This is a genomic window from Symbiobacterium turbinis (assembly GCF_055383075.1).
The window spans coordinates 2,916,997-2,943,551 of the sequence record NZ_AP042433.1; the positions used below are offsets into that span (position 1 = coordinate 2,916,997).

Annotated in this window: 21 protein-coding genes, 1 tRNA gene, 1 pseudogene and 1 other annotated feature; of the genes and pseudogenes, 19 read left to right on the forward strand and 4 right to left on the reverse strand. The window is 66.1% G+C overall.

Annotated elements, in window-relative coordinates:
- The 4 genes from ACZ45O_RS14040 to rpmH all read right to left on the reverse strand — a co-directional run bounded on the left by ACZ45O_RS14040 (position 1) and on the right by rpmH (position 1,503).
- Entirely contained in the window at positions 1-627 is a 627-nt protein-coding gene (locus ACZ45O_RS14040; RefSeq protein WP_464853841.1) for a YidC/Oxa1 family membrane protein insertase, read from the reverse strand.
- 81 nt (positions 628-708) lie between these two features.
- Positions 709-921 carry a membrane protein insertion efficiency factor YidD gene (gene yidD, locus ACZ45O_RS14045; RefSeq protein ID WP_464853843.1) on the reverse strand — a complete coding sequence of 71 codons (213 nt, stop codon included), beginning with the start codon at positions 919-921 and terminating at the stop codon, positions 709-711.
- 6 nt (positions 922-927) lie between these two features.
- Positions 928-1,275: a ribonuclease P protein component gene (rnpA, locus tag ACZ45O_RS14050; protein WP_464853845.1), complete on the reverse strand. Its 348-nt coding sequence runs from the start codon at positions 1,273-1,275 to the stop codon at positions 928-930.
- A 93-nt stretch (positions 1,276-1,368) separates the two neighbouring features.
- The gene (gene rpmH / locus ACZ45O_RS14055; protein ID WP_464853847.1) at positions 1,369-1,503 is read right to left on the reverse strand and encodes a 50S ribosomal protein L34; all 135 of its coding nucleotides are present in this window, start codon (positions 1,501-1,503) and stop codon (positions 1,369-1,371) included.
- A 448-nt stretch (positions 1,504-1,951) separates the two neighbouring features.
- On the opposite strand from rpmH, the gene dnaA reads away from it, so the two are divergent.
- From dnaA to ACZ45O_RS14150, 19 genes and pseudogenes are all read left to right on the forward strand, one after another.
- Complete coding sequence (dnaA, locus tag ACZ45O_RS14060; protein WP_464853849.1) at positions 1,952-3,328, forward strand: chromosomal replication initiator protein DnaA; 1,377 nt, start codon at positions 1,952-1,954, stop codon at positions 3,326-3,328.
- A gap of 213 nt (positions 3,329-3,541) precedes the next feature.
- Positions 3,542-4,648, forward strand: a complete 1,107-nt coding sequence (gene dnaN / locus ACZ45O_RS14065; protein WP_464853851.1) for a DNA polymerase III subunit beta — start codon at positions 3,542-3,544, stop codon at positions 4,646-4,648.
- A gap of 12 nt (positions 4,649-4,660) precedes the next feature.
- Entirely contained in the window at positions 4,661-4,888 is a 228-nt protein-coding gene (yaaA, locus tag ACZ45O_RS14070; RefSeq protein ID WP_464853853.1) for a S4 domain-containing protein YaaA, read from the forward strand.
- Positions 4,885-6,021 (forward strand): DNA replication/repair protein RecF, encoded by a 1,137-nt coding sequence (gene recF, locus ACZ45O_RS14075; RefSeq protein ID WP_464853854.1) that lies wholly within the window; start codon positions 4,885-4,887, stop codon positions 6,019-6,021. Before yaaA ends, recF begins: the two co-directional genes overlap by 4 nt.
- Positions 6,021-6,272 carry an extracellular matrix regulator RemB gene (gene remB / locus ACZ45O_RS14080; RefSeq protein WP_464853856.1) on the forward strand — a complete coding sequence of 84 codons (252 nt, stop codon included), beginning with the start codon at positions 6,021-6,023 and terminating at the stop codon, positions 6,270-6,272. The genes recF and remB overlap by 1 nt, the downstream gene beginning before the upstream one ends.
- A gap of 130 nt (positions 6,273-6,402) precedes the next feature.
- Positions 6,403-8,328, forward strand: a complete 1,926-nt coding sequence (gyrB, locus tag ACZ45O_RS14085) for a DNA topoisomerase (ATP-hydrolyzing) subunit B (protein WP_464857778.1) — start codon at positions 6,403-6,405, stop codon at positions 8,326-8,328.
- A 36-nt stretch (positions 8,329-8,364) separates the two neighbouring features.
- On the forward strand, positions 8,365-10,806 hold the full coding sequence (gene gyrA / locus ACZ45O_RS14090) for a DNA gyrase subunit A (RefSeq protein ID WP_464853858.1): 2,442 nt from the start codon (positions 8,365-8,367) through the stop codon (positions 10,804-10,806).
- A gap of 481 nt (positions 10,807-11,287) precedes the next feature.
- Positions 11,288-12,448 carry a pyridoxal-phosphate-dependent aminotransferase family protein gene (locus ACZ45O_RS14095; protein WP_464853860.1) on the forward strand — a complete coding sequence of 387 codons (1,161 nt, stop codon included), beginning with the start codon at positions 11,288-11,290 and terminating at the stop codon, positions 12,446-12,448.
- Positions 12,449-12,473: 25 nt separating this feature from the next.
- Positions 12,474-14,126, forward strand: coding sequence for a phosphoglycerate dehydrogenase (serA, locus tag ACZ45O_RS14100; RefSeq protein ID WP_464853862.1), 1,653 nt, complete (start codon positions 12,474-12,476; stop codon positions 14,124-14,126).
- A 137-nt stretch (positions 14,127-14,263) separates the two neighbouring features.
- Positions 14,264-15,529, forward strand: coding sequence for a serine--tRNA ligase (gene serS / locus ACZ45O_RS14105; protein ID WP_464853863.1), 1,266 nt, complete (start codon positions 14,264-14,266; stop codon positions 15,527-15,529).
- Positions 15,530-15,685: 156 nt separating this feature from the next.
- Positions 15,686-15,776, forward strand: a tRNA-Ser gene (locus ACZ45O_RS14110).
- An 80-nt stretch (positions 15,777-15,856) separates the two neighbouring features.
- Positions 15,857-16,315: a tRNA adenosine(34) deaminase TadA gene (tadA, locus tag ACZ45O_RS14115; RefSeq protein WP_464853864.1), complete on the forward strand. Its 459-nt coding sequence runs from the start codon at positions 15,857-15,859 to the stop codon at positions 16,313-16,315.
- Between the two features lie 78 nt (positions 16,316-16,393).
- On the forward strand, positions 16,394-18,124 hold the full coding sequence (locus ACZ45O_RS14120) for a peptide ABC transporter substrate-binding protein (RefSeq protein WP_464853866.1): 1,731 nt from the start codon (positions 16,394-16,396) through the stop codon (positions 18,122-18,124).
- Between the two features lie 72 nt (positions 18,125-18,196).
- Positions 18,197-19,909, forward strand: coding sequence for a DNA polymerase III subunit gamma/tau (gene dnaX / locus ACZ45O_RS14125; RefSeq protein WP_464853867.1), 1,713 nt, complete (start codon positions 18,197-18,199; stop codon positions 19,907-19,909).
- 20 nt (positions 19,910-19,929) lie between these two features.
- Positions 19,930-20,238: a YbaB/EbfC family nucleoid-associated protein gene (locus ACZ45O_RS14130; RefSeq protein WP_464853869.1), complete on the forward strand. Its 309-nt coding sequence runs from the start codon at positions 19,930-19,932 to the stop codon at positions 20,236-20,238.
- A gap of 6 nt (positions 20,239-20,244) precedes the next feature.
- Complete coding sequence (gene recR, locus ACZ45O_RS14135) at positions 20,245-20,841, forward strand: recombination mediator RecR (RefSeq protein ID WP_464853871.1); 597 nt, start codon at positions 20,245-20,247, stop codon at positions 20,839-20,841.
- Between the two features lie 48 nt (positions 20,842-20,889).
- Positions 20,890-21,121 (forward strand) — a binding site (T-box leader).
- Positions 21,122-21,164: 43 nt separating this feature from the next.
- A complete protein-coding gene (gene gltX / locus ACZ45O_RS14140; RefSeq protein ID WP_464853873.1) occupies positions 21,165-22,613 on the forward strand; it encodes a glutamate--tRNA ligase in 1,449 nt (482 codons plus the stop codon).
- Between the two features lie 538 nt (positions 22,614-23,151).
- Entirely contained in the window at positions 23,152-24,447 is a 1,296-nt protein-coding gene (locus tag ACZ45O_RS14145) for an IS110 family RNA-guided transposase (protein ID WP_464853875.1), read from the forward strand.
- Between the two features lie 585 nt (positions 24,448-25,032).
- A pseudogene (locus tag ACZ45O_RS14150) lies at positions 25,033-26,217 on the forward strand (group II intron reverse transcriptase/maturase).
- The last annotated feature ends 338 nt before the right edge of the window (positions 26,218-26,555 follow it).

Below are 26,555 nucleotides of genomic sequence, written 5' to 3' on the forward strand. Positions count from 1 at the left end.
TCACGCTTCCCCTTTCGAGCCGAGGCTGCCCTTAAACCGGGGGAACCCCGGGTAGATTGCTTGCTGGATCAACCCGAAGAAGGTGCTGACCACCCAGTAAAGCACAATCGCCGACGTCGGCATGGTGAAGGCGATCCAGCCGAACATGATGGGCATGATCCACATCATCGTCCGCTGGTTGGGATCGGTCGTCCCCATGCCGGTCAGGTACTGCTGCAGAATCATCGACACGACGGTCAGAATGGCCAGCGGGATATCCCGCTGACTCAGATCGGCCCACAGGAACTGATAGGTATAGTTGAACTTCGTCGGATCGAACGCGTTGAAGACCGCGAACAGCGCGTAGAGGATGGGCAGCTGGACGAGTAGCGGCAGGCAGCCCGAGAACGGGTTGACCTTCTCCCGCTGGTACAGCGCCATCAGTTCCTGATTCATCTTCTCAGGATTGTCCTTGTACTTCTCCTGGATCTCCTTCATGAGCGGCTGCACTTCCTGCATCCGCTTCATCGAGCGCATCTGATAGACCGTCAGCGGCAGGATGACCACGCGCACGACCACGGTCAGCAGGATGATCGCTAGGCCGTAGTTGCCCGTGAACTTCAAGAACACTTCCAGCAGTTTCGTCATGGGCTGAACCAGCCACTCGGGAACCAAGAACGAGGTGATCAATATACGGAAACCCCCCAAGTAAAATCGGGATGTAGCCTGCTAGGGAACGGGATCGTACCCTCCCGGATGGAAGGGATGGCATCGCAGCACGCGGCGCACGGCGAGCCACGTCCCTTTCAGGGCCCCGTGCTTGCCGAGCGCTTCGTACGCGTATTGGGAACAGGAAGGGTAAAAGCGGCACGTCGGTGCGCCCTTCAGCGGTGAGATGTACCGCTGATACGCGCGTATCAACGCCATCAGAATCCGCGCCATGGCCGTCTATCCTTCCCGCAAGAGCAGACCCGCTCGTTCAAACAGTTCCTCGACCTTCTGCCGGAGTTCGGGAAACGGCATGTCCACCGCGGCCTGGCGCGCGATGACCACGATGTAGTATCCCTGCCGGACCCGTGGCCACATCAGGCGCACGGCCTCGCGCAGGCGCCGCTTCACCCGGTTTCGCACCACGGCCTTGCCGAGCCGCCGTCCCGCCGCGAAGCCCACCCGGGTGGGCGTTCCCGCTTTCTGCTTCAAGACGTGAACCACCGCAGCCCGGTTCGCGACCGACCGACCATGTGCGTAGACCGACTGGAAAGCCAGCCGTGACTTGAGCCGATAAGCCTTCTTCATGGGTATTAGCAGAGAGTTCGCCTTGAGACCGGCGCTTCCCTCTCCACCCTCTCCTTTTATGGAAAAAGAGCCACGACGGGAGGCCGTCGCGGCTTATACGGTAAGGCGCTTCCGACCCTTCAGGCGCCGGGCCTTCAAGACCCTGCGGCCGGCCCGAGTGCTCATGCGGCTCAGGAAGCCATGAACCCGCTTACGCGAGCGATTATGCGGCTGGAACGTGCGCTTCAACCGGAACACCCCCTAACCGGTACCGCAAAAAGACACACGCGGATTATACCGAAGTCAGGTACTGCCCGTCAAGCCAGATCGTACCGGTGGAAAAACGGGGCCCGGTTCGCAGCGGTTCTTCCCCAGTTTCCACACACAGTCCATCCCCAGAAACCGGCGGCTGTGGATTCCAGTTCACAGCTTATCCACGCGCGGGCAGGAGGTTATCCGGAGTATGCCGTACCCTTTCCCCAGACAATGAAACGAGTGGGGATACCCCGGGCAGAGTTTGTTGATAACTTTCCCGCGCTCTGGTATGATCAAGTCAAGCCCGTCCACCTCCGCGAAGCGGGGGTCGGAACAGGCTCACATCTTTTTATGCACAAGTTGTGGACAAGGCTGTGTATAAGATGTTGATACGCCGCGGTCGTGCTGGCGATATTTTCCGTACCGAGGGGGCCACTGCACTATGAAGACGGAGTTGTCTGAAGTATGGCAGCAGTGCATCGACCACCTGGAACGACATACCTCGAAGACTGCTGTTGAAAACTGGGTGCGGGCCACGCGTCCCGTGGCAGTGGTGGAAGACACGATCATCGTCGGCGTACAGGGGGAATTTGCGAAACACCGCATGGAGTCGCGCTACGCTCCCCTGCTGCGCCAGGCCCTGCGCGATCTCACCAAACGCAACATGCAGCTCAAGTTCGTCGCCAATCCCAACGTCATTGAAGAGCCGGCCACAGATCCCGTGGAGGGCCCCAACATCGCGGAGCTGCAGGCCGGCGCCACCGCCCCAGCCGCCGAACAGCCCGTGCGCCTGTTCGGCTACATTAACCCAAAATACACCTTCGAAACCTTCGTCGTCGGCAACAGCAACCGGTTCGCCCACGCGGCCGCGCTCGCCGTCGCCGAGGCGCCCGCGCGCACGTACAACCCCCTCTTCATCTATGGCGGCGTCGGACTGGGCAAGACCCACCTCATGCATGCGATCGGCCACTACGTGCTGCAGCACAACCCCACGGCCAAGGTCGCGTACGTCTCCACCGAGACGTTCACCAACGAGTTCATCATGGCCATTCAGAAAGGCTCCACCAGCGCCTTTCAAAACCGGTACCGGAAGGTCGATGTGCTGCTGATCGACGACATCCAGTTCCTGGCGGGCAAGGAGGCCACCCAGGAGGAGTTCTACCATACCTTTAATGCCATCCGCGAGGCCAACAAGCAGATCGTCATCTCCTCCGACCGGCCGCCGAAGGAGATTCCCACGCTGGAAGACCGCCTGCGCTCCCGGTTCGAGTGGGGCCTGATCTGCGACATCCAGCCCCCCGACCTGGAGACGCGCACGGCGATCCTGCGGAAGAAGGCCCAGAATGAAGAACTGCACGTGCCCGACGAGGTGACCAACTACATCGCGACCAACATCGAGACGAACATCCGCGAGCTCGAGGGGGCGCTCACGCGGGTGGTCGCCTATGCCAACATGCTCAAGTGTCCCCTCACCTACGACCTGGCCGTGGAGGCCTTGAAGGACATCCTGCCGCCGCACCGGCCGAAACAGATCACCATCGACGCAATCAAGCAGGTGGTGGCCGAACACTATAACATCCGGATGCAAGACTTCGAGGTGCGCAACCGCTCCCGCGCCGTCGCGTACCCCCGCCAGATCGCCATGTACCTCTCCCGGGAGCTCACCGACAACTCACTGCCCAAGATCGGCGAGGAGTTCGGCGGCCGCGATCACACCACGGTCATTCACGCCTGCGAAAAGATCGCGAAGGAGATCGAGAAGGATCCCGCCTTCGCGCACACCATCGAGCAGCTGATCGCGCGCATCCGCGCCGAATAGCGGCGCGTCCCCAGCGAATTGGGCCGGTGTGGACAGATCGCGCGGCAATACCCACAAGTTATCGCGCCCCGCGATTCCCGCCGCTCTAGTTATCCACGGGCTTTTCCACATATCCACAGCCTCTACAATGATCATTGCTACAATGACCATTGTTACTAACAGGTAAGGTATGCGCCGTTTTACCCGAAAGGTGCCACAGAGGGAGGGCTTCGAGTGAAGATCCTGATCAGCCAGGAGAGCCTGAATGCGACGCTCGCCACAGTTGCCAGGGCCGTCTCCACCAAGAACACGATCCCGGTCCTGTCCGGCGTCTATCTCTCCGCCCGGAATGGAAACCTCACCATCCGCGCGACCGACATGGAGCTGGCCATCGAGGCCGTCACGTCCTGTGAGGTAATCAGCGAGGGCGAGATCGTCCTTCCGGCCCGCTACTTCGCGGATCTGATCCGCCGCATTCCTTATGGAAACATCGAGCTCTCCGTGGACTACCACAACCACGTGGCGACCCTGCGGTGGGGCCGCTCGCAGTACGTGATTCACGGCTTCGCGGCCGACCAGTTTCCCGCCCTCCCCGACGTTGACGGGGCCTCGTCGTTCACCGTCAGTCAGAGTCTATTGCGGGATCTCCTCCGTCAGACCACCTTTGCCGCCGGCCACGACGAGTCCAAGCCCTGGCTCACCGGCGTGCTGTTCAAGCTGCGCGACAGCACGCTGACCGGCACCGCCACAGACGGTGTACGCATCGCCTACGCCGAGACGGCCGCAGAGAATGCACAGGGCCACAGCTTCTCGGTGATTATCCCCAGCCGGTCGCTGAACGAGCTGACCCGGCTCCTCACCGGCGACGAGGAGAGCCAGGTCCACGTGGCCGTCACCGCGAATCAGGTGTTCTTCGACCTGGGGAACGTGCGGGTGATCTCCCGCCTCCTGGAGGGCCAGTATCCCGATGTGATGCGGCTGGTGCCCCAAACCTACCCCACCGAGGCCGTGCTGCCCGGCGACGAGTTCATGGAGGCCCTGGAGCGCGCTACCCTGATCACGAAGGACGGCGCCGTCAAGATCAGCTTCCAGGCCGACAAGGTCACCATCACCTCCAACACCCCGGAGGTCGGCCAGGTCTATGAGGAGCTGGCCGTCAGCAGCATGACCGGCGATCCGCTGGACATCGGGTTCAACGCGCGCTATCTGCTGGACTTCCTCAAAGTATTGGAAGAGAAGCAGTTCCGCTTCCAGTGCTCGGGCAGCCGCAACCCCGCCCGGCTCCAGCCGGCCGACAGCAGCCAGTTCCTCTACGTCGTGCTGCCCCTGATCACGCTCTAGGGAAATCCCGCCATGGCCGAAGAGATCGTCACAATCCACACCGAATACATCACCCTGGACGCCTTTCTGAAGTGGACGGGCGTGGCCGCGACCGGCGGCCACGCCAAGGCCCTGATTGCCTCCGGCCTGGTCGCCGTCAACGGCGAGCCCGAGCGCCGGCGCGGCCGCAAGCTGCGCCCGGGCGACCGCGTGCGCGTGGAGGGCGCCGGCCTCTGGCTGCTCCGCCGCGAGGGGGAATGAGGTTGTATCTGGCCACGCTGCAACTGGGCTCCTTCCGCAACTACGATTCGGCGACCGTCCACTTCTCTTCGGGACTGAATGTTCTGTACGGTGACAACGCGCAGGGGAAGACCAATCTGCTCGAGGCGATCCACTATCTGGCCACCGGCAGGAGCCACCGCACCTCCCGCGATCAGGACATGATCCAGGAGGGCAGGGATGAGCTCCTGGCCCGCGCCGAGGTGGTGCGCAAGACCGGCACCATCGACCTGGAGCTGCGCTACGGCCTGAAGACCCGCAAGCAGCTGAAGATCAACGGCATCGCGGAACGTAAGATCGCACGCCTGGTCGGGAGCCTGGCGGCCGTGCTGTTCTCGCCCGACGATCTGCAGCTGTTGAAGGGGCCGCCCTCCGGCCGCCGCCGCTTCCTGGACATGGAGCTGTCGCAAATCTCCCAGACCTACCTTCATCACCTCATGGCCTACAACCGGCTGGTGGCGCAGCGCAACACGCTGCTGAAGGAGTCCGTGGTGGATGAGGGGCTGCTGGCGATCTACAATGAGCAGCTGGTCGAGACCGGGGCCCGGCTGGTGGTCCGCAGGGCCGAGGCGATTCGCCGGCTCTCGCCCATCGCCGCACGCTACCACGAGATGCTGGCCGAGGGCCGCGAGGATCTGCGGCTCGCCTACCACAGCCAGGGCGTCGGCGATGAAGACGAGGCGGCCGACCTGGAGAGCGTCCGCCGGCGGCTGGAGAGGGCCCTGGCGCGCGTTCGCCACGAGGAGCGGCGGCGCCAGGTGACGCTGGTGGGTCCGCACCGGGATGACGTCGGGTTCTGGATCGCGGGGCGCGACGCGCGCCTTTACGCCTCGCAGGGCCAGCAGCGCACGGCCGTCCTGGCCCTGAAGCTGGCGGAGCTGGACTTCATGACCCAGGAGATCGGCGAGTCCCCTCTGCTGCTCCTGGATGATGTCGCATCGGAGCTCGACCCGCATCGCCGGCACTACCTCCTGTCGGCCGTGCGGGAGGGGGTCCAGAGCTTCATCACCTGTACCGACCTGGAAGACCTGATGGTGCGCGAGTGGCCGGAAAGCCACCGCCTGTTTCGCGTGCGCGCGGGCACGGTAGTCCTGGATGACAGGGGGTTGGGCTGATGTACCTCCACGTGGGAGCTGACGTGGTGGTGGGACTGCGTCAGGTGATCGCGATCCTGAACCTGCGCAGCGCCAGAAGGGGTGGCGCGACGCTGGAGCTGCTGGAAAAACTGAAACAGGAGAACCGCCTGATCCAGGTGGAGGGCGGCGAACCCCGCAGCCTCGTGCTCACGGACCGCGGCGGCATCCTGTCGCCCATTTCCGCGACGACGCTGAAGCGGCGCAGCGTGTCCGCGGCGCACTTCGGCTAGCGTTCCGGGGTCCGAGTCTGTCACTTGTGATAACTCTTGCGATGTGATAGCATTGCTCTGATATTGAAAGCGCTACCTAAATGAGGGAGGAACCTCTGTGGCTGACGAAAGGAACAGTACCCAGCCCGCGATGCACCATCTGAACACCCACGGTACGGAAGAGTACACCGGGGAGCAGATTCAGGTGCTCGAAGGCCTCGAGGCGGTGCGCCGCCGGCCGGGCATGTACATCGGCGGCACCTCGCAGCGCGGCCTGCACCACCTGATCTGGGAGATCATCGACAACGCGGTCGACGAGCGGCTGGCCGGGTTCTGCGACACGATCGTGGTCACCCTGCACAGCGACGGCTCGCTGTCGGTCCTGGACAACGGCCGCGGCATCCCCGTGGACATACATCCCAGCACGGGCATCTCCACCGTCGAGACCGTCTATACCGTCCTGCACGCCGGCGGCAAGTTCGGCGGGGGCGCCTACAAGGTCTCCGGCGGCCTGCACGGCGTGGGCGCGGCGGTGGTCAACGCGCTCTCCGAAAAGCTCTACGTACAGGTCAGGCAGAACGGCGGCGTCTACGAAGTCGAGTTCGAGAACGGCGGCAAGGCCCGCTACCCTCTGCGTCGCACGGGCGACACCAAGGAAACGGGCACCTACGTGCGCTTCTGGCCGGACCCCGCCATCTTCGAGTCGGTGGAGTTCGATCCGGAGGCCATTGTGGCGCGCCTCAGGGACACCGCCTTCCTCAACCAGGGGCTGTTCATTCGCTTCATCGATGAAAAGGAGAATGCGGAGTACCGCTTCAAGTACAACGAGGGCCTCCAGACCTTCGTGCAGTACCTGAACCGGTCCCGGGAGCCCCTGCACGCCAAGCCGATCTATATCTTCAAGGCCACCGACACCCACGAGATGGAGCTGGCCATCCAGTACACCGACGCGTACAGCGAGAATATTTTAAGCTTCGCCAATAACATTCGTACGATAGAGGGCGGCACGCACGAGACGGGCCTGAAGAGCGCCCTGACGCGGGTCATCAACAACTACGCCCGGAAGCAGAAGCTGCTGAAGGAGAACGAGGACAACCTGGCGGGCGAGGACATCCGCGAGGGCATGACCGCCATCCTCTCTGTGAAGATGCAGGATCCCCAGTTCGAGGGGCAGACCAAGACCAAGCTGGGCTCCTCCGAGATGGAGACCTTCGTCGCCAGCGCGGTGAGCGAGGGGCTTTCCGAGTTCCTGGAGGAGAACCCCACCATCGCCAAGCGCATCGTGGAGAAGGCGATCAGCGCGTCGCGGGCCCGCGAGGCGGCCCGCAAGGCCCGGGAGCTTGTGCGGCGCAAGAGCGCCCTTGAGATCACTGCGCTGCCGGGCAAGCTGACCGACTGCTCCTCCCGGGATCCGTCCGAGTCGGAGCTCTTCCTGGTGGAGGGCGACTCCGCAGGGGGCTCCGCCAAGATGGGCCGCGACCGGCGCACGCAGGCGATTCTGCCCCTCAGGGGCAAGATCCTCAACGTCGAGAAGGCCCGGATCGACAAGATCCTCTCCAACGAGGAGATCCGCACGCTCATCACAGCCGTGGGCGCGGGGATCGGCGATGACTTCGACGTCTCCAAGTGCCGGTATCACAAAGTGATCATCATGACCGACGCCGATGTGGACGGCAGCCACATCCGCACCCTGTTGCTCACGTTCTTCTTCCGCTTCATGCGGCCCCTCATCGAGGCGGGATATCTCTACATCGCCAACCCGCCGCTGTACATGATCCGGAAGGGCAAACAGGTTTACTACGCCTACTCCGAGCAGGAGAAGGACCAGATCATTTCCCGCATCGGCGGCGTGACCGACAAGCCGCAGCGGTACAAGGGTCTCGGCGAGATGAACCCGGAGCAGCTCTGGGAGACCACGATGGATCCCTCAAAGCGGACGCTCTTCCGGGTGACGATGGAGGACGCCGCCGAGGCGAACAGGATTTTCGAAACCCTCATGGGAGAGAAGGTCGAGCCCCGCAGGGAGTTCATCCAGCGGAACGCCCATCGCGTCCAGAACCTCGACACCATCGGTTAGGCGCTGGACCGACTCCCCGTTTAGGAGGACAAGCTTGTGGCCGGAGACTTCGCACAGCGGATTCTGGAGAAAGAGATCCAGCAGGAGATGGAGACGTCGTACCTCACGTACTCCATGTCCGTCATCGTCGGCAGGGCCCTGCCCGACGTCCGGGACGGCCTGAAGCCGGTGCAGCGCCGGATCCTCTATTCCATGTACGAAAGCGGCAACACCGCGGACAAGCCGTACCGCAAGTCGGCCAAGACGGTCGGTGACGTGCTCGGTAAGTACCACCCCCACGGCGACTCGGCCGTGTACGATACCATGGTGCGCATGGCGCAGGACTTCGTGCTGCGCTACCCGCTGGTGGACGGCCAGGGCAACTACGGCTCCATCGACGGCGACCCGCCCGCGGCCATGCGTTACACCGAGGCGCGCCTCTCAAAGCTGGCCCATGAGATGCTGGCCGATATCGAGAAGAACACCGTCGACTTCGAGGACAACTTCGACAACAGCGAGAAGGAGCCGACGGTGCTGCCGTCGCGCTTCCCCAACCTGCTGGTCAACGGCTCCACGGGCATCGCGGTGGGCATGGCCACCAACATCCCGCCCCACAACCTGGGCGAGGTGATCGACGGCATCGTCCGGCTGATCGACCAGCCCGACGTCAGCATCGAGGAGCTCAACAGCATCATCAAGGGCCCGGACTTCCCCACCGGGGCCCTCATCCTCGGCCGCGACGGCATCAAGAAGGCCTATCAGACCGGCAAGGGCTCCATCACCATGCGGGCCCGGACGCAGATCGAGACGCTGCAGAACGGCCGCAACCGCATCGTGGTGACGGAGCTGCCCTACGGCGTCAACAAGGCCAGGCTGATCGAGCGCATCGCCGAGCTGCACCGCGACCGGAAGATCGACGGCATCACGGACCTCAGGGACGAGTCCGACCGCACCGGCCTGCGGATCGCCATCGAGCTCCGGCGGGACGCCAACCCGCACGTGATTCTGAACCAGCTGTTCAAGTTCACCCAGCTTCAGCAGAACTTCGGCATCATCATGCTGGCCCTCGTGGAGAACCGGCCGCGGCTGCTCAACCTGAAGCAGATGCTGCACCACTACGTGCAGCACCAGGTCGAGGTCATCGTACGCCGCACCCAGTTCGACCTCGAGAAGGCCCTGCACCGGGCCCACATCCTCGAAGGCCTGCTGAAGGCCCTGGACATCATCGACGAGGTAATCAACACCATCCGTTCCTCGCCCACGACGGACGAGGCGCGCACCCGCCTGATGAGCAACTTCGGGTTCACCGAAGTGCAGGCGCAGCACATCCTGGACATGCAGCTCCGCCGGCTGACCGCCCTGGAGCGGGAGAAGCTGCAGGACGAGTACGACGAGCTGCAGGACCGCATCGCCTACTACCGGGCGGTGCTGGGGTCCCAGAAGATGCAGTTTGACATCATCAAGCAGGAGCTCGGCGAGATCAAGAAGAAGTACGCCGACCCCCGGCGCACCCGCATCACCGCGGACGACGGCGAGATCGACATCGAGGACCTCATCGCCGAGGAAGACGTCGTGGTGACCATCTCGCACACCGGCTACATCAAGCGGGTGCCGCTCAGCACCTACCGCTCGCAGCGGCGGGGCGGCCGCGGCGTGCAGGGCGCGGGCACCAAGGAAGAGGACTTCATCGAGCACCTCTTCATCACGACCACGCACCACCACATGATGTTCTTCACCGACCAGGGCCGCGTCTACCGCGTGAAGTGCTACGAGATCCCCGAGGCCTCTCGCCAGGCCCGCGGCACGGCGATCGTCAACCTGATCCCGCTCCTGCCGGGCGAGAAGGTGAACGCGGTCATCCCTGTGAAGGAGGTCGAAGAAGAGGTCGCGTACATCTTCTTCGCCACCCGCAGCGGCTGGGTGAAGAAGACCGCGGTCACCGAGTTCGAGAATGTCCGGTCGACCGGCATCATCGCCATCAAGCTGGAGGAGGGGGACACCCTGGTGGGCGCCCGCCTCACCCGGGGCAACGACGAGATCATCCTGGTCTCCAGCGCCGGCTACGCCCTGCGCTTCCACGAGGACGACGTGCGGCCCATGGGGCGCGACACCCGCGGCGTGAAGGGCATCGCGCTCGGCCCCGACGAGTACGTCGTGGGCATGGACGGCGTGCTGCCCAACGCGGACCTGCTGGTGGTGACCGAGACCGGCGTCGGCAAGCGCACCCTGCTCAGCGAGTACCCGACGTACCGGCGCGGCGCCAAGGGCGTCATCACCATCCAGCTGGTGGAGGAGCGGCATGGCCGCCTGGTGGGCATCAAGGTGGTCACGGAGGGCAACGACCTCATCCTCGTCTCCGAGCAGGGGGTCCTGATCCGCATCCCCGTCGAGGAGGTGCGGCGCATCGGGCGCAACACCCAGGGCGTGCAGCTCATGAACCTGGACGCCAACGACAGGGTTTCGGCCGTCGCCCAGGTGGTCACGCGCGACGACGACTAGCGACCATCAGCCGGGTGCGGGACTCCTCCAAAAGTAGGATCTTTTTCAGAGACGGTTGCATCTTGTGAAATCGGGTGCTATACTGCACCCTAACATCGCCCCATGACGGGGGAAAAGGGTTCCGTTGCGGTCTGCAGAGAGCCGGCGGCGGGTGCAAGCCGGTGGCCGTGGAATCTGTTCCGCCCCCCGAGGGTCCGGGGATGACCCGGTCGGGTTCGGCCCGTTATCGCCGAGACGAGTGGGCTGCCGGCTAGGCCGGCGCCAATGTCCGGGTGGCACCGCGGGAGTCTAGCTCCCGTCCCTGACGCTGGGGGCGGGAGTCTTCTGTTTCCGCCGGTGGGGCATGGCGCTGTCCTGCTGCAGCCAAGCAGGGTGGCACCGCGGGGAAAGGGCCCCGTCCCTGGCAGAGCCGGTCAACGCGCACGCGACCGGACTGCCGGGGGCGGGGCCTGAGTTTTTTCGAAGGGGAGGCAGATTGATCATGCTGAGAGAGAAGTCCCTGCTGATGATTCCCGGACCCACGCCGATTCCGCCGCAGGTGGCGGCGGCCATGACTCAGCCGATGATCAACCACCGGGGTGAGGCCTTCAGCGCCCTCTTCGAAGAGGTGACGGAGGGGCTGAAGAAGGTCTTCCGCACCGGGCAGCCGGTCTACGTCTTCCCCGGCGCCGGATCGGGCGGCTGGGAGGCCGCGCTGGTCAACACCCTGAACCCGGGCGACACCGTGCTGAGCGTCTCGGTGGGCGACTTCGGCGAGCGGTGGTTCAGAGTCGCCACAAAGCTGGGCTTTGCGGTGGAGCGGCTGCAGTTCGAGCCCGGCGAGGCCGCGGACCCTGAACGCATCGCCGAGAAGCTGGCCGAGGACCGCGAGAAGAAGATCAAGGCGGTGCTCGTTCAGCACAACGAGACCTCGACCGGGGTGACCAACGACGTCCGGACCATCGCCCGGGTTGTGCGGGAGCACGGGGCGCTGATCATGGTCGACTCCGTATCCGGCCTCGGCGCCCTGCCGCTGGAGATGGACGAGTGGGGCCTGGACGTGGTGCTCACCGGGGCGCAGAAGGCGCTCATGTGTCCGCCCGGCCTGTCGATGATCGCCTTCTCCGAGCGGGCGCGGGCGGCCGCAGAGACCAACACCATGCCCCGCTTCTACTGGGACCTGAAGGCGGCGCAGAACAGCCTGCTGAAGTGGCAGACCCCGTACACCCCGGCCATCTCCCTCCTGTACGCCATGAGGGCGGCGCTGGGGTTGCTGGAGACCGAGACGCTGGAGGGTTCGTGGGCCCGCCACCGGCTCATGGGTGAGATGTGCCGGGCCGGCGTGAAGGCGATGGGCCTCACGCTCCTCGCCCGGAACGAGGCCACGGCGTCCAACTCGGTCACGGCGGTGGTCTCTCCCGTCGACCCGAAGCGGCTGCGCAAAGTGGCCCGGGAGCAGTTCGGCGTGCAGCTGGCCGGCGGGCAGGCGGACCTGGCGGACAAGATCTTCCGCATCGGCCACCTGGGCTACGTGGTGCCCGGCGATGTGCTCCAGGCCCTGGCGGCCACCGAGATGGCGCTGGCGCAGTGCGGCTACGAGGTGCAGGTGGGCCGGGCCGTGGCGGCGGCCCAGCAGGTCTGGCTGGACGCCCAGCAGAGCTGAGAATTCGTGAAGGAGGCGATACCCGATGAAGATCCTGGTGACGGAAGCGATTTCAGAGACGGGCATCAGCCTCCTGAAGGCTGAGCATGAGGTGGATGTCCGGAAGGTGACGCCGGCGGAGCTGCTGGAGATCATCCCCGAGTACGACGCCATCATCACCCGGTCGGAGACGAAGGTCACGGCGGAGGTGCTGGCGCGGGGCACCCGGCTGAAGGTCGTCGGCCGGGCCGGCGTGGGCGTGGACAACATTGACGTGAATGCGGCCACCGAGCGGGGCGTCGTCGTGGTCAACGTGCCCGGCGCCAATACCTACTCCACCGCCGAGCACGCCTTCGGCCTGCTCATCGCCGTGGCCCGCAACATCCCCCAGGCGCACCACGCCCTCACCCGCGAGGGCCGGTGGGACCGGAAGACCTACGTCGGCACCGAACTGCACGGCAAGACGCTGGGCATCATCGGCCTGGGCCGCATCGGGTCCGAGGTGGCCGTGCGGGCGAGGGCCTTCGGCATGCGGGTGCTCGCCTACGACCCCTACGTGCCGTCCAGCCGGGCGGAGCACCTGGGCGTGACCCTGGTGCCCACCATTCCCGAGCTCCTGCCCCGGGTGGACTTCCTCTCCATCCACGCCGCCAAGACCCCTGAGTCCGCCCGGCTCATCGGGGCGGCCGAACTGGCGCTCATGAAGCCCACCGCCCGCATCGTCAACTGCGCCCGGGGCGGCATGGTGGACGAGGAGGCGCTCTACACGGCGCTGAAGGAGGGCCGGCTGGCCGGCGCCGCGCTGGACGTCTTCGCGGCGGAGCCCTGCACCGACAGCCCGCTCTTCAGCCTGCCCAACGTGGTGGTCACGCCGCACCTGTCCGCCTCCACCGCCGAGGCGCAGGACGCCAACGGCCGGTACATCGCCCAGTACGTGCTGCGGGTGCTCAGGGGCGAGCTGGTGCCCGAGGCGGTGAACCTGCCGCAGATCCCGCGTGACGGCGCGCAGATCGTCACCGACCACCTGCCCCTGGCCGAGACGCTGGGCTCCTTCCTGGCCCAGGCCTTCCCGGGGCAGGCGGATGCGATCACCGTCACCTACAGCGGCGAGCTGGCCAAGCACCCCACGGCTCTGCTTACCAACACGGTGCTGAAGGGCTACCTGGCCACCCAGCTCGGCGACCACGTGAACTATATCAACTCGCCCGCCCTGGCCCGCCGGCGGGGGCTCACGGTCAACGAGTCCAAGTCGCTGACCCACGCCCCGCTGGGCGAGAACGGGGGCGCCGACCGGCTGGCGGCCGCCGCCGGCACCCTGTCGCCGTCCGCCAGCCTGATCACGGTCCGGTCTGAGGGGTCCCAGGGCGTGCACCAGGTGACCGGCATGCTCCGCCGGGACGGCGGGATGCGCTTCGTGGCCGTGGACGGCCTGCACATCGACATGGCCCCCACCCGCCACATGCTCGTCAGCCGGCACCGGGACCAGCCGGGCATGGTGGGCCGGTTCGGCATGGCCCTGGCCGCGCGGGACATCAACATCGCCGGGCTGCACCTGGGGCGGCACGAGCCGCGGGGCGAGGCCCTGATGCTGCTGCAGATCGATGAGCCCGCTCCCCCCGACCTGGTGGCAGAACTGCGGGAGGCGATGGCGGTCACCACCGTTCAGGCGGTCACTCTGCCGCTGGGCGGCCAAGCCTGACCGTCCCCAGGGAGGGATTGCCACCTGCTGCGCCGAAGCCTGACACCTGGCCTCGCGGAACTGGATCATCTTTCCGGCCGCTGGAAAGGCTAGGCGGAGACGCCTCCCCTGACTCTTGATGAGGAGGGTAATCACCCATGTTGGACCTGAGGTTCGTTCGCACCCATCCCGACGTCGTTCGCAAGGCGCTGATCAACAAGGGTGTTTCCGTTGACCTCGACCGCATCCTGGCCCTGGATGTGGAGCGGCGCCAGATTCTGACCGAGGTCGAGCAGTTGAAAGCGCGCCGCAACCAGGTGTCGAAGCAGATCGGCGTGCTGAAGAAGCAGGGGCAGGATGCCAGCGAAATCATCGCCGAGATGGGCGCCATCGGCGACCGCATCAAGGAGCTGGACAACCGGGAGCGGGAGGTGGAGGAGGAGCTGCAGGACCTGCTCTACCAGCTGCCCAACATTCCCGCGCCGGACGTGCCGGTGGGCGAGGATGAGAACGACAACGTGGAGGTCAAGCGCTGGGGCGAGCCCCGCCAGTTCGACTTCCCCGTGAAGCCCCACTGGGACCTGGGCGTGGCCCTTGACGGGCTGGACTTCGAGCGGGCTGCGAAGGTGGCGGGCAGCCGCTTCACCATGATCAAGGGCGGGCTGGCCCGGCTGAACCGGGCGCTCATCAGCTTCTTCATCGACTACCTGACTGAGCGTGGCTACCGCGAGGTGCTGCCGCCGGTGATCGTGAACACGGCCAGCTACTACGGCAGCGGCCAGTTCCCGAAGTTCAAGGAGGACGTCTTCAGCCTGGCCGGCACCGACTACCACCTGGCCTCCACCGCCGAGGTACCGCTGGTCAACATGCATCGCGACGAGATCCTCGATGAGTCCGTGCTGCCCCTGAAGTATGTGGGCTTCAGCGGCTGCTTCCGCAGCGAGGCCGGCGCGGCCGGGCGCGACACCCGCGGGCTCATCCGGCAGCACTACTTCGAGAAGGTGGAGATGGTCCATTTCACCCGGCCTGAAGAGAGCGAGCAGGCCCTGATGGAGATCGTGGAAAACGCGGAGGGCATGCTGGAGGCGCTGAACCTGCCGTACCGGCGCGTCTTCATGTGCACCGGCGACATGGGCTTCGGCCAGTACAAGAAGTACGACATCGAGGTCTGGATGCCCAGCTACGAGCGGTACGTGGAGATCTCGTCCTGCTCGAACATGAGCGACTTCCAGGCACGCCGGGCGAACATCCGCTACCGGCCTGGCGGCGGCAAGCCGGAGTTCGTCCACACGCTGAACGGCTCGGGCCTCGCGGTGGGGCGCACGCTGGCGGCGGTCATGGAGAACTACCAGAACGCGGACGGCTCCATCACCGTGCCCGAGGCGCTGCGGCCATACACCCGCTGCGACCGCATCGCCGATTAAGCCGATTAAGCTCAAAGGCGGCTGTCGCCTGTCTGCCGCGGCAGTTGGCTTCACGTGGCGGCCCCGCGCAAATGGCGGCGCGGGGCCGCTGCCTTCTCCTGGAACGCGCTTGCAAGGCCTGCGGCCGTTGTGTAAACTATTATCCTGACACGATCCGGAGAGGTGGCCGAGTGGTTGAAGGCTCTCGTCTTGAAAACGAGCGTGGCCTAACAAGCCACCGTGGGTTCGAATCCCACCCTCTCCGCCAAAGCCAATAGCGGCGAGCAAGAGCAGGCCACCCGACCGTGGCCTGCTCTTTCGCCGCTGCTTCACAGGAGGGCGATCGCCATGCGTGATGAAGCCTTCATGCGCGAGGCCCTGCTCGAGGCCGAGAAGGCGTCTCGTATCGGCGAGGTGCCCATCGGCGCCGTGGTCGTTCGCGACGGCCAGATCATCGTCCGCTCCCACAACCTGCGCGAGACCACGCACGACGCCACGGCCCACGCCGAGGTGCTGGCCATCAGGGAGGCCGGCCGCCTGCTGGGCGGCTGGCGGCTGACGGGCTGCACGATGTACGTCACCATCGAGCCCTGCCCCATGTGCGCCGGCGCGCTCCTGCAGAGCCGGATCGACCGGGTGGTGTTCGGCGCGCCTGACCCCAAGGCGTGGGCCGACCGTTCGATCCTGGAGATCCTGCAGAATCCCGGCCTGAACCACCAGGTCGAGGTGCGCGACGGGGTGCTGGCGGAAGAGTGCGGCGCCATCATGAAGCGGTTCTTCCGCGAGCGGCGGCGCACCCCTCAATGAAAATGGGTATCCCAGGAAGAAGGACTATTTCCTGGAAATGGAGAATCTCCCCTCAATCGCACGATTGGGGGGAGTTCCATGTTACGACGGGGGGTGCTGAGCCTCCTGCCGGCGCTGGCCCTGCTGCTCGGCGGCTGCGTGGCCGCCGCCCAGACCGATTCCGGCGCCGCGGCACAGCCGGCCGGGGAGCCGTCTGCCCACGCCGAGGTGCGGCTGCACCTGGCGGTGGAGCCGGCGACGCTGGATCCGGCCCTGACGGCCGACCCCGCGCTCCTCGACGTGTTGGGCAATCTCATGGAAGGACTGGTTGCGCCCGGCGGCACGCCCGATGCGGCCGGGGGCGCTGCGGAGCGGTGGGAGTCGGCCGACGGCCGTGAGTTCACCTTCTACCTGCGGCCTGATGCGCGGTGGAGCGACGGCAGGCCGGTGACGGCCCACGACTTTGTCCGCGCGTGGCTGCACCTGCTGGACCCGGAGGTGGGGGCGGTGAACGCCCACCTGCTCTACGAGATCGCCGGCGCCGAGGCCTACAGCGGGCTGGACCCGGCCGTGCCGGACTTCGCGGAGCAGGCCGCCGGCTTGCGGGAAGGGGTGGCGGTGGCGGCGCTGGACGACCGCCGCCTTCAGGTGACCCTGAAGGCCCCGAACCCCGCCTGGCCCGGCTACACGGCCCACCCGGCCCTGGCCCCGCGCCGGGCCGACCTGCCCTTCGGCCTCGTGAGCAACGGGCCTTTCGTCCTCAAGGACGGCGGACTCGCGGTTCACGGCCACCACGACGCCGAACTCACGGGCCCGGGGCCCTTCGCGCTGAAGCTGGAGCCCAATCCCCACTACTGGAACCGGTCCGCCATCCGGCTCGACGCCGTCACCTACCACGTGGAGCCGGACCCGCGCGAGGCCCTGCGCCTCTTCCAGATGGGCTACCTGCACCTGGCGATGCTGCCGGCCGACCTGGCCGAGCAGGCGCCCGGCGCGCAGGCCATGGCCCAGCCGGCCACGATGGGCCTCGTCTTCAACACCAGCCAGCCCCGGTTGGCGAATGCGGATCTGCGCAGGGCCATCGCCCTGGCGCTGGATGCGGCGCGGGTGACGGCTGAGGCGGTGGGGGAGGCGGGGCTGCCCGCCCGCAGCCTGGTGCCGCCCTCGCTGGCCGGCGGCTGGCCGCCGGCGGAGGAGGGCCCGGTGAGCGACGCCGTGCTGGACGGACTCTGGTCGGAGGGCTCGCTGGTGGGCGAGCTGCTGGCCGGCGCGCTGCCCGGGGAAGAGCTGCTGGAGGCCCGCCGGCTCTGGGCGGATGCCCGGGCCGCGCTGGGGGTCGACCGCATCACGCTGAGCCTGCTCCACGCCGAGGAGGCCGCGGGCCTCGCGCAGGCTGTGAAGCGCACGCTGGAGGAGCGGCTGGAGGGGCTGACGGTGGAGCTGCACACGGTGCCCTTCGCGCAGCGGCTGGAGCGGGTGCGCTTCGGCCAGTTCGACCTGGCGCTGCAGGGCTGGGTTGCCGAACACGATGATCCGCTGGCGCTGCTGGCCCCGTTCACCACGGCCCACCCGGGCAACAGCGCCCGCTGGGTCAAGCCGGCGTACGACGCCCTTCTGGCCAGGGCCGGGGTGGCCGCCGGCGCGGCGCGGACGGCGGCGCTTCGGGAGGGCGAGCAGATGCTGCTGGCGGAGGCGCCGGTGGCGCCGATCTACCACCCGCTGCGCTACTTTGCGGTGAGCCCCGAACTGCAGGGGCTGCGTGTGCGGCCGCTGGGCGCGCGGTACGACCTGAGGCACGCGTGGCTGGCGCCACCGGGCTCGCTGGATTAGGTAGCGAAAGGGAATCGGGGGCGCCGGGTAGAATTGGGTAAGGCCAGTCCGATTCCGGCAGGAGCGATCAGCTTGGCTCATCTTGCACTGTATCGGGAGTATCGTCCCCAGCGATTCAGCGACGTCGTCGGACAGGAGCATATCACCCGCACCCTGCGGAACGCGCTCGTGCAGGGCAGGCTTCATCATGCCTACCTGCTCTCGGGACCGCGCGGCACGGGCAAGACCACGGTCGCCCGCATCCTGGCCAAGGCGGTCAACTGCCTGGCCCCGCAGGACGGCGAACCCTGCAACGAGTGCGAGGCCTGCCGGCGGATCACGTCGGGCGAGGCGCTCGACCTGATCGAGATCGACGCCGCCTCCAACCGCGGCATCGATGAGATCCGCGATCTGCGCGACAAGGTCAACTTCGCCCCCGTGGAGCTGAAGTACAAGGTCTACATCATCGACGAGGTGCACATGCTGACCGAGCCGGCTTTCAACGCGCTGCTGAAGACGCTGGAGGAGCCGCCGTCGCATGTGCTCTTCGTGCTGGCGACCACCGAAAAGCAGAAGCTGCCCATCACCATCCTCTCCCGCTGCCAGGCCTTCGACTATCGCCGGCTCTCCGTCGACGAGATCGTGGGGCGGCTCAGGGAGGTCTGCGCCGCGCAGGGGCTGAGGGCGAGCCCGGAGGCGCTCACGGCCATCGCCCGCCAGGCCGACGGCGGGATGCGCGACGCCCTGTCGCTGCTGGATCAGGTGATGGCCTACGCGGCGGAGGGCGAGATCACCCTTGACATGACTTTGGCCGTGCTGGGGTCGGCCCCGCTGGATCAGTTCCTGGCCCTGGACGGCCACCTGATCGAGGGCGACGTCGGGGCCGCCTTGCTCTGGCTGGACGAGATGGTGCGTGCGGGCAAGGACCTGCGCCAGCTGGTGCGGGACTACCTGGCCCACTTGCGCGACCTGCTCCTGGTGAAGCTGGAGGCCGGCGCAGCGGTGCTCGGCCTGCCGCCGGAGGCCCTGGAGCAGATGCGGGCGCGGGCGGAGCCGTTTACGGAGCGGCAGCTCATCGGCGCCATCCGGCTGCTGGGGCAGGCGGAGACCGAGTTGCGCCTTTCCCCTTCGCCCCGGCTGCTGGTGGAAGTGGCGCTCATTCGGCTGACCGGGCTGTTCACAGGCGGAGCCGAGGAGGATCGGGCCGAGGAGCGCGCGCCTGCACGGGCCGCTGCGCAGGCCTCCGCGCCGGCCCCCGCGCCGGCGCGCCGGCGCCGCCAGGATGAGGCTGGTGCCGCGCGGGCAGAAGAGCCGTCCGGCGGGGGTGGACCGGCGACCCCGACGCCGCCTGCCGCCGGCGCTTCCGACGCGGCGCCCGTCGGCTCCGGGGTGGAGCGGGTGGTGGAGGCCTGGGGGCAGGTGCTGGAGTTCGTCCGCACCTCCCGGACCAGCACCTACCGGCTGCTTTCGACCTCGGCCCGCATCGGCGGCCTGCGGGGCAAGATGCTCTACCTGGTGGCCAGCTCGCAGGTCTTTGCCCAGCTGCTCCGGCGGCGCGAGGACAAGGCGACGATCGAGAAGGCGCTGGAGCAGGCCGGGCTGGGCGAGCTGCAGGTGGAGATTCTCTCGCCGGAGGAAGCAGAGACCAAACTGGCCGGGCTAAACCCGGCGTCCGACCCGGGTGAGCAGTCCGCCCGGGAGGCGGAGCCGGAGCCGGCCGCGGAGGGGGACTCCCCGCTCATGGAGCGGCTGCGCAGCATCTTTCCCCCAGATCTGATCCATGAACACGACGAGGAGGGCTCCTGATGATTCCGGGTGGCGGTAACATGCAGCAGATCATGCGCCAGGTCCAGAAGATGCAGAAGAACATGGCCAAGGCGCAGGAAGAGATCGCGAAGATGACGGTTGAGGGCACCGCGGGCGGCGGGACTGTGCGGGTGACCGTGACCGGCGACCGCCGGGTGACGGAGGTCAAGCTTGCGCCCGAGGTCGTGGATCCGGATGATATCGAGATGCTCCAGGATCTGATCGTGGCGGCGATCAGCGACGGGATGAAGAAGGCCGAGGAACTGGCCGAGGCCGAGATGAAGAAGGTCATGCCGGGCGGCCTGCCCAGCTTCCCCGGCCTGTTCTAGCCGTTCATGTACTACGCTGAGCCCATCGCCCGCCTGATCGAGGAGCTGACGAAACTGCCGGGCATTGGCCCGAAGACCGCGCAGCGGCTGGCCTTTCACATCCTCCACATGGACCGTAGCGTGGTCGAGGGCATCGCCCGCACCTTGGTAGAGGCCCGCGCAAAGGTGAAGTACTGCTCGGTCTGCTGCAACCTGACCGATCAGGATCCCTGCCACATCTGCGCCGACGAGGATCGCGACCGGAGTACAATCTGCGTCGTGCAGGAGCCGCGCGACGTGGTGGCCATGGAGAAGACCCGGGAGTACCGGGGCCTGTACCACGTCCTCCACGGGGCCCTGAACCCGATGGAAGGCATCGGCATCGACGACATCCGGGTGAAGGAGCTGGTGGCCCGCCTGGGCGACGGGCAGGTGCAGGAGGTCATCCTCTGTACCAACCCCAACACCGAGGGCGAGACCACGGCCATGTACATCGCCCGGTACATCAAGCCGCTGGGCGTGAAGGTGACGCGCATCGCCCGGGGCCTGCCCATGGGCGGCGATCTGGAGTACGCCGATGAGGTCACGCTGGCCAAGGCCCTGGAAGGCCGGCGCGAGATCTAGCAAAACTTGATTTCGCCGGCGCGGCGCGGTAGAATACTGCAGAGAAATCGCACGGCGATGAGAGGGCAGAGTACGCGGGTGCGTGGAGCTGCAGCGAGCCGGGCCTGGTGAAAACCGGCGCCCACGTCCGCCGAAGAGGCCCTGGAGCTTTCGCGCTGAACGCTGCACAGGTATCGAGCCGGTGCAGTCAGTAAGCCGAACGGCCACCCACCGTTATCGGGAACCGAGTGAGGCTGAGGCCTAACTAGGGTGGTACCGCGGGCAGAGCCCCGTCCCTAAGCGGACGGGGCTTATTCATTTTCAGAAAGAGGGGACGGCACAACATGACCATTCGCGTACGCATTGCACCGAGCCCCACCGGTCCCATCCACGTGGGAAACGTGCACACGGCTCTGTTCAACTGGCTCTATGCCCGGAGGCACGGCGGGAAGTTCATCCTGCGGTTTGAGGACACCGACCGGGAGCGGTCGCGCCCCGAGTGGGAGCAGGTGATCTTCGAGGACCTGGACTGGCTGGGGATCGATTGGGACGAGGGCCCCGACAAGGGCGGCCCGTATGGTCCATACCGGCAGACCGAGCGGCTGGAGCTGTACCGGCAGTACGCCCAGCAGCTGCTGGAGAGCGGCCATGTCTACAAGTGTTACTGTACGAAGGAAGAGGAGGACGCCGACCGCCGGGAGGCGCAGGCTGCAGGCCGGCCCTACCAGTACAAGGGGCGCTGCCGCGACCTCACGCCGGAGCAACAGGCGGCCTTCGAGGCGGAGGGGCGCAAGCCGGTGCTCCGCTTCCGGGTGCCCAAGGGCGAGGTCATCGGCTACAACGACCTGATCCGGGGGCCCATCGAGTTCCCCACCGACTCCATCGGCGACTTCATCATCATGCGCGCCAACGGCATGCCGCTCTATAACTTCGCGGTGGTGATCGACGACGTCACGATGAAGATCACCCACATCCTGCGGGGCGAGGGGCACATCTCCAACACGCCGGTGCAACTGCTCATCTACCGGGCGCTGGGCTTCCCGGTTCCGGAGATCGGCCACCTGGGCCACATGACCAACCCGGAAGGCGGCAAGCTCTCCAAGCGCAAGGGCGATGCGGCGATTCGGGACTACCGGGAGCAGGGCTACCTGCCCGAGGCCATGCTGAACTTCATGAGCCTTCTGGGCTGGACGCCGCCCGGCGCGGAGTCGGGCCGGGAGTTCCTCACGAAGGACGAGCTGATCCGCGACTTCGACCTCGGCCGGGTCACCAAGGCCTCCTCGGTCTTTGACCGGAACAAGCTCAACTGGATGAATGGCGTCTACATCCGCAAGAAGAGTCTGGATGAGTTTGCGGAGCTGGCGCTGCCGTTCGTCGTGAAGTCGGGCCTCTACACCGAGGAGAAGGCCCGGGCCAACTGGGACTGGTTCAAGGAGGTCATGGCTCAGGTGCACGAGCGGGTCGAGACCCTGGCCGAAGTGCCCGAGCACGTGGACATCTTCCTTAAGGACGAGATCGAGGTGGACGAGAAGGCGGCGAAGAAGTTCCTCACCGACGCGGTGAAGCCGTTCTTCCAGCGGGTCAGCGAAGGGCTGCGCACGGTGGAGTGGACCATTCCGGCCATCGAGAAGCTTGTGCGCTCCACCCAGGAGGAAATGGGCCTGAAGCCGAAGGAGAGCTTCCAGCCGATCCGGGTCGCCATTACCGGCCGCACCGCGAGCCCGGGCCTGTTCGAGACCATCTATCTCATCGGCCGGGAGCGGGTGCTGGAGCGCATGGCGCCGTATTGCTAGCGACGGGCCCATGCGTGGCCTGCGGCGACGCCGTGCATGATGCGGGCGGCAGCTGCATATATAGCGGGCGGAGGACAGCCTCCGCCCGCTTCATGTGCGCCCGGCATGGGCGCTGACTTGGCGGTGAAAGTCCGCTACGGGCGAGGCAGCATCAGCCCGTTAGCCAAAGGCAAGGGCGTCCGTCGCGAGGCGGAATCTGGAGGAAGCCGGAGGCAAAGCCACGACCCGAGGAACACGAACCTCATACGAGGCTGTGCCGCTAGGGTGAGCTGGCATGACACAGCAAAACCCGAGGCTGCCAAAAGGCGGTGCAGTAGATGGGGCGGGTGCGGGGCGAAGGTCAGCGTCCTTACCCGGGGAGGTCTGCCGGGAACGCCAGCAACGCTGGTAACCCGGGTCGGGAGGCCCGGCTGAACCGGCAGAAGTCAGCAAAGCAGTCCTGTAATGATGTAGGACGGCGTTGAGAAAAGTAAAGGCCTCCTGATACGGTAGGGTGTGAAAGGTAATCACCACTCGTAACAGGAGGTCACGGAACGCAATGCAATTGAAGCAGCGAGCCAGGAAATTGGCCCTGGTCCGAGGTGAACCCACGGTGGTGGTCGGTATCGACATCGCCAAGCGGAAGCACTGGGCCTGGGTGGTCGACGGACGGACCGAGGTGCCCGTGGGCAGCCCCTTCCATTTCCAGAATAGCAGGGAAGGGTTCGACCGTCTACTGGGAAAGATCGCACGAGCGAAGGAGAAGGCTGGCGCTACCCGCGTGGTGGTGGGGATGGAACCGACCGGGCACTACTGGAAGCCGCTGGCGTGGTATCTCCAGCAGGCGGGCTTCACGGTGGTCATCGTCAACCCGGCCCATGTCAAGGCGAGCAAGGAACTGGACGATAACTCGCCCACGAAGAACGACCGTAAAGACGCCTGGCTCAACGCCCAGTTGGTCCTGCAAGGCCGGTTCTCCGTGCCGTATCTGCCAGACGGGGTCTATGCAGAACTGCGGATCCTAACCCAGGCCCGGCAGCAACACCGGCGGAAGCTGAACGCCGCCCTGAACCAGCTGCAGGCGCTCCTGGACGAGTACTTCCCGGAGTACACGGAGGTGTTTGCCGACCCGCTCGGTCAGGCGTCGCTGTATGTGCTGCAGTACCGGCCGTTTCCACAGGACGTGCTGGCGGTGCCAGTGACTCAGCTGGCGGCGGAACTCCGGGCTGCCAGCAACCGGCGGGTTGGGCTCCGGCGGGCCCAGGACCTGCAGGAAGCGGCTCGGCGGTCTATAGGGGTGCCGTACGGGCTGGACGCCGCCCGGCTCCAGCTGCGGCAGATCCTCCAAGAAGTGATCTTCTGGAAGGAACGGTTGGCGGAGACGGAGGCGGCAATGGCCGAGGCGTTGGAGAAGACGGGCCTCGCCCGGTACCTGCTGAGCGTGCCTGGGGTCGGTGTGGTGACCGCTGCTGCCTTCCTAGGCGAGGTAGGCGACCTGCGCCGGTATGCGGACTGGCGGCAACTCCGCAAGCTGGCAGGCTACAACCTGACAGAGAACACGTCGGGGCAGCGGGACCGCAGCCGGACGCCCATCAGCAAGCGCGGCCGGCCTGGACTGCGCCACGTGCTGTACCAGATGGCGATGACGGCGGCCGCCAAGAACCGGGAGTTTCGAGCGCTGTACGAGCACTTCAGGACTCGCCAGCAGAACCCGCTCAAGGGCAAGCAGGCCCTGGTGGCGCTGGCGTGCAAGCTGTTGCGGGTGCTGTTCACCCTGGTCAGGAAGCAGTGTAGCTATGATCCGGCCAGGGCCTTGGGGGCCTGGCGGGCGGAGCAGTTAGGTCTCGCCGCCTGAGAGGGCGGTGTGCCGATAGATGTGCCGCTTTGGGTGGGGGAAGCCGACTATGGCTGGAAGGGCATGACCCTGCAGCAAAGTACTAGCGCCCCACCCGCCCCCATTTAGGCAGGACGAAGGACTTTGAGGGCAAGGACCCCGGGAGACATGATAGGGTGGCCGGGGGCGGAGTACGTGGGACCCGTCCAGGCGGCAGCATACAGGGCATGTCTGAAGAGTCGCACGGGGCTCTTCTCTGCCACCCCACGTTTGTCTCGTACCAGAAGTCAGAGTCTTTCGTCCAATGGGTGTGTCTGAGCCAAGTGGCAGGACGCGAAATGGTGCGAACCAGCGAAATTGAGAGAGTTTGAGTGCATAACATCGAGATAGGCCATAGTACCGGCAGGGGGACGCCCCGACCGGGAAGGGCCGAACGTCAGGAGAGGGGTGAACCCGTTGCGTTCGAGCAGCCCGCGACAAACGCAGAAAACCCCGCACGGGGCCTGCTCACCGGAGGTAGCGGTGAAGCCGCAAGGGACGGCGAGAGGGCGGAGTGGGCAGCCGGCACAAGGCGGAGCGTCACCCCGCGGGGAGCAAGGCAAGCTGATGGAGCAGGTGGTGGCCAGGCAGAACATGCTGGCCGCCCTGAAACGGGTGGAGCGGAACGGAGGCGCCCCAGGCGTGGACGGTGTCCCCACCGAACGGCTGCGGGACCAGATCCGCGCAGAGTGGAGCCGCATCCGTGAGGAACTGCTCCGGGGGACCTACAGACCGCAGCCAGTCCGCCGGGTCGAAATCCCGAAACCGGGCGGCGGCAAGCGGATGTTGGGTATTCCCACCGTGATGGACCGCCTGATCCAGCAGGCACTCCTGCAAGTACTGACGCCAATCTTTGACCCGACATTCTCCGAATCCAGCTACGGCTTTCGGCCGGGGCGGCGGGGTCATGACGCGGTCAGGAAGGCACGTCACGGACAAGCGAGTGCTGCGGCTGATCCGGCGGTACTTACAGGCCGGGGTCATGCTGAACGGGGTAGTCGCGGCGACGGAGGAAGGGACGCCACAGGGCGGTCCGCTGAGCCCGCTGCTGGCGAACATCCTGCTGGATGACCTCGACAAGGAGCTGGAGCGCCGCGGGCACCACTTCGTCCGGTACGCCGACGACTGCAACATCTACGTCCGCAGCAAACGGGCGGGAGAACGGGTCTACAGGAGCGTGCGCCACTTCCTGCAGGAGCGGTTACGGCTGAAGGTCAACGAGGAGAAGAGCGCAGTGGACCGGCCATGGAAGCGGCAGTTCCTCGGGTTTAGCTTCTACAAGCGCCGGGGAGTGCGCATCCGGCTGGCACCGAAGAGCCTGAAGCGCGTGAAGGACAAGCTTCGCACGCTGACGGACCGCAACCGCAGCGAGAGTATGGAGGACCGAATCCGACGCCTGACGCTTACTTGCGGGGCTGGGTTGGGTACTACGCGCTCTCCGATGCCAGGTCAGCCTTTGAAAGACTCGAAGGATGGCTGAAGCGTCGGCTGCGAGCATGCGTATGGAAGCAGTGGAAGCGTGTACGCACGCGCTTTCGGGAGTTGCGCGCCCTCGGTTTGCCCGAATGGGTAGTCTGCCAACTCGCCAACAGCCGTAAAGGCCCGTGGCGGATGGCAGGTGGCCCACTACACAACGCCCTGGGCAACGCCTACTGGCGTGCCCAGGGGCTGATAAGCCTGACCGAATGCTATGAAGCTACTCGTCAATCTTGGCGAACCGCCGGATGCGGACCCGCATGTCCGGTGGTGTGAGAGGACGGGGGCTAGCCGCCCCCTCCTACTCGATTAGTGTTGGCCGGTGCGATGGCGGGGGCGGGCGGTATAGCTCTCGACCAACTATCGGTTCTGTTCGCCTCTGGTGTTGGAAGGCCCGAACGCGCTTGTCAGGCCGGTCCGGGCCGTGCTAAAATACGAATGCCCGCCCGGGGCGCAAGCCCCCAGGGCAGCGAATCTGGTTGCTGGACCAGGTTTTGCATACTTGCGCAGCTCGTCCGGGTGTGGTAAAGTAGTCGTCGCTGTCGGTTGCGGAGTGAACGAAACGGCCTCACTGGCAGGAGTTCACAGGTTGACAGCCGAGCAGCGGGTCTGCT

What these genes read in the sequence shown, in the direction of transcription:
- gyrB (WP_464857778.1), top strand. Translation starts at nt 6,403, where the DNA reads ATGCACCATCTGAACACCCACGGTACGGAAGAGTACACCGGGGAGCAG.
- ACZ45O_RS14040 (WP_464853841.1), bottom strand. Translation starts at nt 627, where the DNA reads ATGACGAAACTGCTGGAAGTGTTCTTGAAGTTCACGGGCAACTACGGC.
- rnpA (WP_464853845.1), bottom strand. Translation starts at nt 1,275, where the DNA reads ATGAAGAAGGCTTATCGGCTCAAGTCACGGCTGGCTTTCCAGTCGGTC.
- tadA (WP_464853864.1), top strand. Translation starts at nt 15,857, where the DNA reads ATGCGTGATGAAGCCTTCATGCGCGAGGCCCTGCTCGAGGCCGAGAAG.
- serS (WP_464853863.1), top strand. Translation starts at nt 14,264, where the DNA reads ATGTTGGACCTGAGGTTCGTTCGCACCCATCCCGACGTCGTTCGCAAG.
- yidD (WP_464853843.1), bottom strand. Translation starts at nt 921, where the DNA reads ATGGCGCGGATTCTGATGGCGTTGATACGCGCGTATCAGCGGTACATC.
- recF (WP_464853854.1), top strand. Translation starts at nt 4,885, where the DNA reads ATGAGGTTGTATCTGGCCACGCTGCAACTGGGCTCCTTCCGCAACTAC.
- yaaA (WP_464853853.1), top strand. Translation starts at nt 4,661, where the DNA reads ATGGCCGAAGAGATCGTCACAATCCACACCGAATACATCACCCTGGAC.
- ACZ45O_RS14120 (WP_464853866.1), top strand. Translation starts at nt 16,394, where the DNA reads ATGTTACGACGGGGGGTGCTGAGCCTCCTGCCGGCGCTGGCCCTGCTG.
- ACZ45O_RS14145 (WP_464853875.1), top strand. Translation starts at nt 23,152, where the DNA reads ATGCAATTGAAGCAGCGAGCCAGGAAATTGGCCCTGGTCCGAGGTGAA.
- ACZ45O_RS14095 (WP_464853860.1), top strand. Translation starts at nt 11,288, where the DNA reads ATGCTGAGAGAGAAGTCCCTGCTGATGATTCCCGGACCCACGCCGATT.
- gltX (WP_464853873.1), top strand. Translation starts at nt 21,165, where the DNA reads ATGACCATTCGCGTACGCATTGCACCGAGCCCCACCGGTCCCATCCAC.
- remB (WP_464853856.1), top strand. Translation starts at nt 6,021, where the DNA reads ATGTACCTCCACGTGGGAGCTGACGTGGTGGTGGGACTGCGTCAGGTG.
- ACZ45O_RS14130 (WP_464853869.1), top strand. Translation starts at nt 19,930, where the DNA reads ATGCAGCAGATCATGCGCCAGGTCCAGAAGATGCAGAAGAACATGGCC.
- serA (WP_464853862.1), top strand. Translation starts at nt 12,474, where the DNA reads ATGAAGATCCTGGTGACGGAAGCGATTTCAGAGACGGGCATCAGCCTC.
- recR (WP_464853871.1), top strand. Translation starts at nt 20,245, where the DNA reads ATGTACTACGCTGAGCCCATCGCCCGCCTGATCGAGGAGCTGACGAAA.
- dnaA (WP_464853849.1), top strand. Translation starts at nt 1,952, where the DNA reads ATGAAGACGGAGTTGTCTGAAGTATGGCAGCAGTGCATCGACCACCTG.